Origin of the sequence: Vibrio sp. 10N.261.52.A1 (genome assembly GCF_002876325.1) — a bacterium.
GTDB classification, from domain to species: domain Bacteria; phylum Pseudomonadota; class Gammaproteobacteria; order Enterobacterales; family Vibrionaceae; genus Vibrio; species Vibrio chagasii.
The window spans coordinates 1-4,165 of the sequence record NZ_MCYD01000604.1 but is presented as its reverse complement, the minus strand read 5'-3'; the positions used below and the strand labels follow the sequence as shown (position 1 = coordinate 4,165).

5 protein-coding genes are annotated in these 4,165 nt (G+C 40.8%); 2 read left to right on the top strand and 3 right to left on the bottom strand.

The window, feature by feature from the left end; translation table 11 throughout:
* A partial coding sequence (locus BCT81_RS10545) for a transketolase C-terminal domain-containing protein (RefSeq protein ID WP_277869807.1) occupies window positions 1-472 on the top strand: 472 nt, incomplete at its 5' end.
* A 94-nt stretch (window positions 473-566) separates the two neighbouring features.
* Here the strand turns inward: BCT81_RS10545 and BCT81_RS10540 are convergent.
* Window positions 567-1,220: an outer membrane beta-barrel protein gene (locus BCT81_RS10540; RefSeq protein ID WP_102424154.1), complete on the bottom strand. Its 654-nt coding sequence runs from the start codon at window positions 1,218-1,220 to the stop codon at window positions 567-569.
* 223 nt (window positions 1,221-1,443) lie between these two features.
* On the opposite strand from BCT81_RS10540, the gene BCT81_RS10535 reads away from it, so the two are divergent.
* Window positions 1,444-2,031, top strand: coding sequence for a peptide permease (locus BCT81_RS10535; RefSeq protein WP_133152600.1), 588 nt, complete (start codon window positions 1,444-1,446; stop codon window positions 2,029-2,031).
* Between the two features lie 48 nt (window positions 2,032-2,079).
* Here the strand turns inward: BCT81_RS10535 and BCT81_RS10530 are convergent, their stop codons facing one another.
* Both BCT81_RS10530 and BCT81_RS10525 read right to left on the bottom strand, forming a co-directional pair.
* Window positions 2,080-3,276 (bottom strand): HAMP domain-containing sensor histidine kinase, encoded by a 1,197-nt coding sequence (locus tag BCT81_RS10530; protein ID WP_102424151.1) that lies wholly within the window; start codon window positions 3,274-3,276, stop codon window positions 2,080-2,082.
* On the bottom strand, window positions 3,273-3,962 hold the full coding sequence (locus BCT81_RS10525; protein WP_102424150.1) for a response regulator transcription factor: 690 nt from the start codon (window positions 3,960-3,962) through the stop codon (window positions 3,273-3,275). The genes BCT81_RS10530 and BCT81_RS10525 overlap by 4 nt, the downstream gene beginning before the upstream one ends.
* Between the last annotated feature and the right edge of the window lie 203 nt (window positions 3,963-4,165).

Sequence of the window (4,165 nt, the reverse complement as noted above, 5' to 3'; positions counted from 1 at the left end):
ACGTAAAGACGGCCCAACGTCTCTAATCTTCTCTCGTCAAAACCTTGCACAGCAAGAGCGTAGCGAAGAGCAAGTAGCTAACATCGCGAAGGGTGGTTACATCCTGAAAGATTGTGAAGGTAAGCCAGAGCTAATCCTTATCGCTACCGGTTCTGAAGTTGAGCTAGCGGTTAACGCTGCAGCTGAACTGACAGCTGAAGGTAAGAAGGTACGCGTAGTATCAATGCCTGCAACTGACGCATTCGACAAGCAAGACGCTGAGTACCGTGAATCTGTACTTCCATCTGACGTAACAGCTCGTATCGCTGTAGAGGCTGGCATCGCTGACTTCTGGTACAAGTACGTTGGTTTCGGTGGCAAGATCATCGGTATGACAACGTTCGGCGAATCTGCACCAGCAGGTGAGCTATTCAAGATGTTCGGTTTCACTACTGAAAACGTAGTAAACACAGCGAAAGAGCTTCTAGCTTAATCTTGATTCAGTTGTCTCACCTTGAAATAGGTTGATGCATACCAAAAGCCCTACATTTTCATGTAGGGCTTTTTTTGTATCTCACCTTTCACCGTTAAAACGTAAACCTTGCCCCCAGACGAAGTGTATTCTGGTTTAGGTTTTTACTATACGTGTGCTCATACGCAGCATCGACCGCAAGCCAAGAAAGAACGTCAACCGAGCTCACAACCCCGAAGTTGTTTAAACCATGTTTATGCGTGTCAGAATAGCTATAAAATGGTTGCAACGACCAACGCTCGTTAATAGAAACAATCGCCCCAGCCTCACCGATAAAGCCCTCATCGTAGTTTTTGGTGGTCTCTCTATCACACGGTCCAAGAATGGTGTCATTTCGGCACGAAGAGCGTCTCTGCGGCCTAACCCAATTCACCCCGCCAGAAGCGTAAAGCTCAACCTGAGAAGTAATAGGATGATACCAGCCCAACTGAACAGACAAATCAGACAGTGTCGTCGAAGAGCGTGTGGTCACAGAAGAGTCGAAACCGACGAAGAAAGTATCGTTTAAGGCATAGTTACCGCCGACGTAACCACCGTAAAGCTGCTTACTCCCTGAGTTATTGTAGGCACCGTCAAAGTAATCTTGAAAGCCATCGTCACTCACCCTCGTATTTTGATACCCCGTGTAGAGGTAATTCGATCCTTTTGAGGCTATACACGGAGCACTAATAAAACTTAAGCAAATGGTGGTAACAATAAGGGGGCGCATGCTGATGCTCTGTCTTTTGATTGGAATATATGAAGTGTAACTTAACCTCAATTGAACGATGTTTTATTTTTGTTTCAATTTTTTACAAATAGAGGCCCCCACTTCCTTTTTGTGCAAACCAACACCACCTGTGTATACGCTTAGCCTCTTACATTTACTTAAAGAACTAAAAAGTGCCGCAATATAGGATTGTATAGAGTAATTAATCAACAATGGTAACGAGATGCTTAGAAGACTATTCACTTCATTTACAATAATGCTTGCCTGTAACAGTGCCAATGCAGCTTTTTTCGAAAAAGAACTTTATACGCCTTTAGCTGAAGCTTATTCTTCTGATAAATCGATAGACAAATTCTTCTCATTGACCTGTAACCCGTGTTGGAACATGTCGACACTATTCGAAAAGAATAGTCGACTAAAAGAGCTAGAAATCAACCGTATTCATGCAGTTTTTGATGATCTGACTGAAACTTCGGCAAGGCTCTACTATACAGCTAAAGTGCAAGTCGACCCGGTTCCGCATGCTTTGCTTTACGAACTATTTGCGATCGTCCAATCAACTGGTGAATTGAAACTTTCGGATGCTGATTTATTATTTTCTGATTTTAAATTGCTCAATACACAGCAGTTGTCAGAAGATCAGCTCGTTGAAGTCGAATCAATGATCCACGACTCTATAAATCTAACAGAGAGCGCCCGAATCTCGGCAATTCCTGCATTCGTCGTCAATGGCAAATTCAGCGTAAATTTATCGAACCATCGTTCTATTGATCAGTTTATCGATACACTTAAGCGTCTAAAAGACGCATAACGTATAGGGTTCTTAGGAGGAAATACACTTCCTCCTAGTGCAGCAAGACTACCCTCTACGAATCACTAGTGTGACTTTTCCTCCAACGTTATTGTTTGAAAGTAAAACAATCCCATCTAAAACCTTCGTCAACTCAGATATGAGTATTAATCCAATACCATATCCTTGCTGTGATTTAATTTCCCCTAGCGTCCCCGCATTGAACGCGCTGACGATTTTCTCTTCTATGCCACAACCATCATCGCAAAAACGTAGTACGTCATGTTTGGGATAACGAGCTAAAGAGACCTTGATTTCTGATTTTGCATGCTTCAACGCATTCGAGATAATGTTGAGAAATACAATCCTTACGATAGCGCTATCTGTTTGTACAAACGTGTCACATCCATATGTTGTCAACGTTTGATGTGAACCAAGAACATTGTTGAACGATGATAGAATAGTTTGCAGGTTAACTTGTCTTTTGACCGCTTGGATATCTCCGTTCATCAATTTAAACAAATACAAACTGCTCTCACATAAGGTGTTCAAACTATCAACTTGAGTGGCCAATTTCTTTGCCAGATACTGATTATCACCTTGTTCATAAAGGAGCATATCACTAGTCAGTTGAATTGAAGCTAGCGGGGTACGAATGTCGTGTGGCAAAGATGCATAAATAACTTTTTGTTTGTTTATCAAGCTACTCAGCGATTCTGCCATGATATGCTGGTTATCGATTAAGTTACGAATAGGTTCAGGACCTGTTCTACAAGCGCGACTCGCAAAGTTTCCTTTCATATACTCGGTTGATAATCGCTGCATTTCTTTCAAGCCATTCGACCAGGTCCTCAGTGATATCAAGAGAACTAATAATGTGCATGTAACCTGTAACAGACCATCAAGTAAACCTAACCACCTAAGTCGCTTAACATGTGCGTCATCTTGATATGCTTTACTGTTAAATGCACCGAGAATAAAACGGTCAGTATCGTAACGTTTTACAATTGTATGAATGTCGCCTTTCGATTGGATTTTGTCAGTATCAGAAGCGACATCACACTGAAATCGCCAAACATTATCTGCACCTATTTGCCGGCTCTGATCATGTTCAATAAAACCTTCAATAACCATTTCAACGCGTTTAAGGTTGAGCTCACGTTCTGCATCTTTTTTCAAAGGCAGAATAAGGCTAAAAGACAATACCGAACTAATTAAATAACCTATAACAACAGATGCAACGATTTGAGACAAAAAAGCATTCATAACTTGCTCACTGGATGTGCTAAATAAAACCCTTTAGCTCTTCGATTTTTAATTAGCTGGATCTCGGGTAAGTAACGAAGTAACTTTTTACGTAATGAAGAAATACGCATATAAATGGAGCGGTCTTCGACATGGTAACTAAATCCATGAATCTTCTCGAAAATATCACTAACCATCATAGGCCTATTGGCATCGATTAAAACCTCGACTAGTTCGTACTCTGAAGGGATCAAGCTAACAACAATGTCGTTATAAATAAGAGCTGAATCTTGCTCGCGCAAGTAGAAGTTGTTTGAATCACAAGAGATAGTTACTTTTTTGTCGACCGCACTTAGTTGACGCTTGATACGCTCTACCAACACATTACTGCGAATAGGCTTCGAAACGTAATCATGCGCCCCTAAAACGAGAGAATTCGTTTCACATAATTCACTATCATTGGCTGTCATCATGATAATCGCAGACGGTATATTTTTTCGTTTTACTTCGCTTAGGATTTCCAAACCAGATTGCCCGGGAAGTTGTATATCTAACAAAATTAACCTAGGCTTTTTCGATTCAATGTGCTCTATCGCTCCTTCTCCCGTCGCTAAGGAATCAACGTTAAACCCCTCAACAATTGACAGTAAGTAACTGAGCATTTCTCTCAACTCGTTATCGTCTTCAATAATCAATATGTCTAACATTTGACAGCCTCTTTTTATGCCTACTAAACAACTTAAAGTATACCTTAAAGTAGCTTAGGCTTCTTTAAGTCAATGTAAGGCAGCCTTTGGATTATGCTGCGTCGTTACTTGATTAGTCTTTAACTCGATTACTATCGATACGAATACAAGCGATGTAATTTGATGTGAATAATAATTTGACGGGGGTCATGTCAATTGAGTAA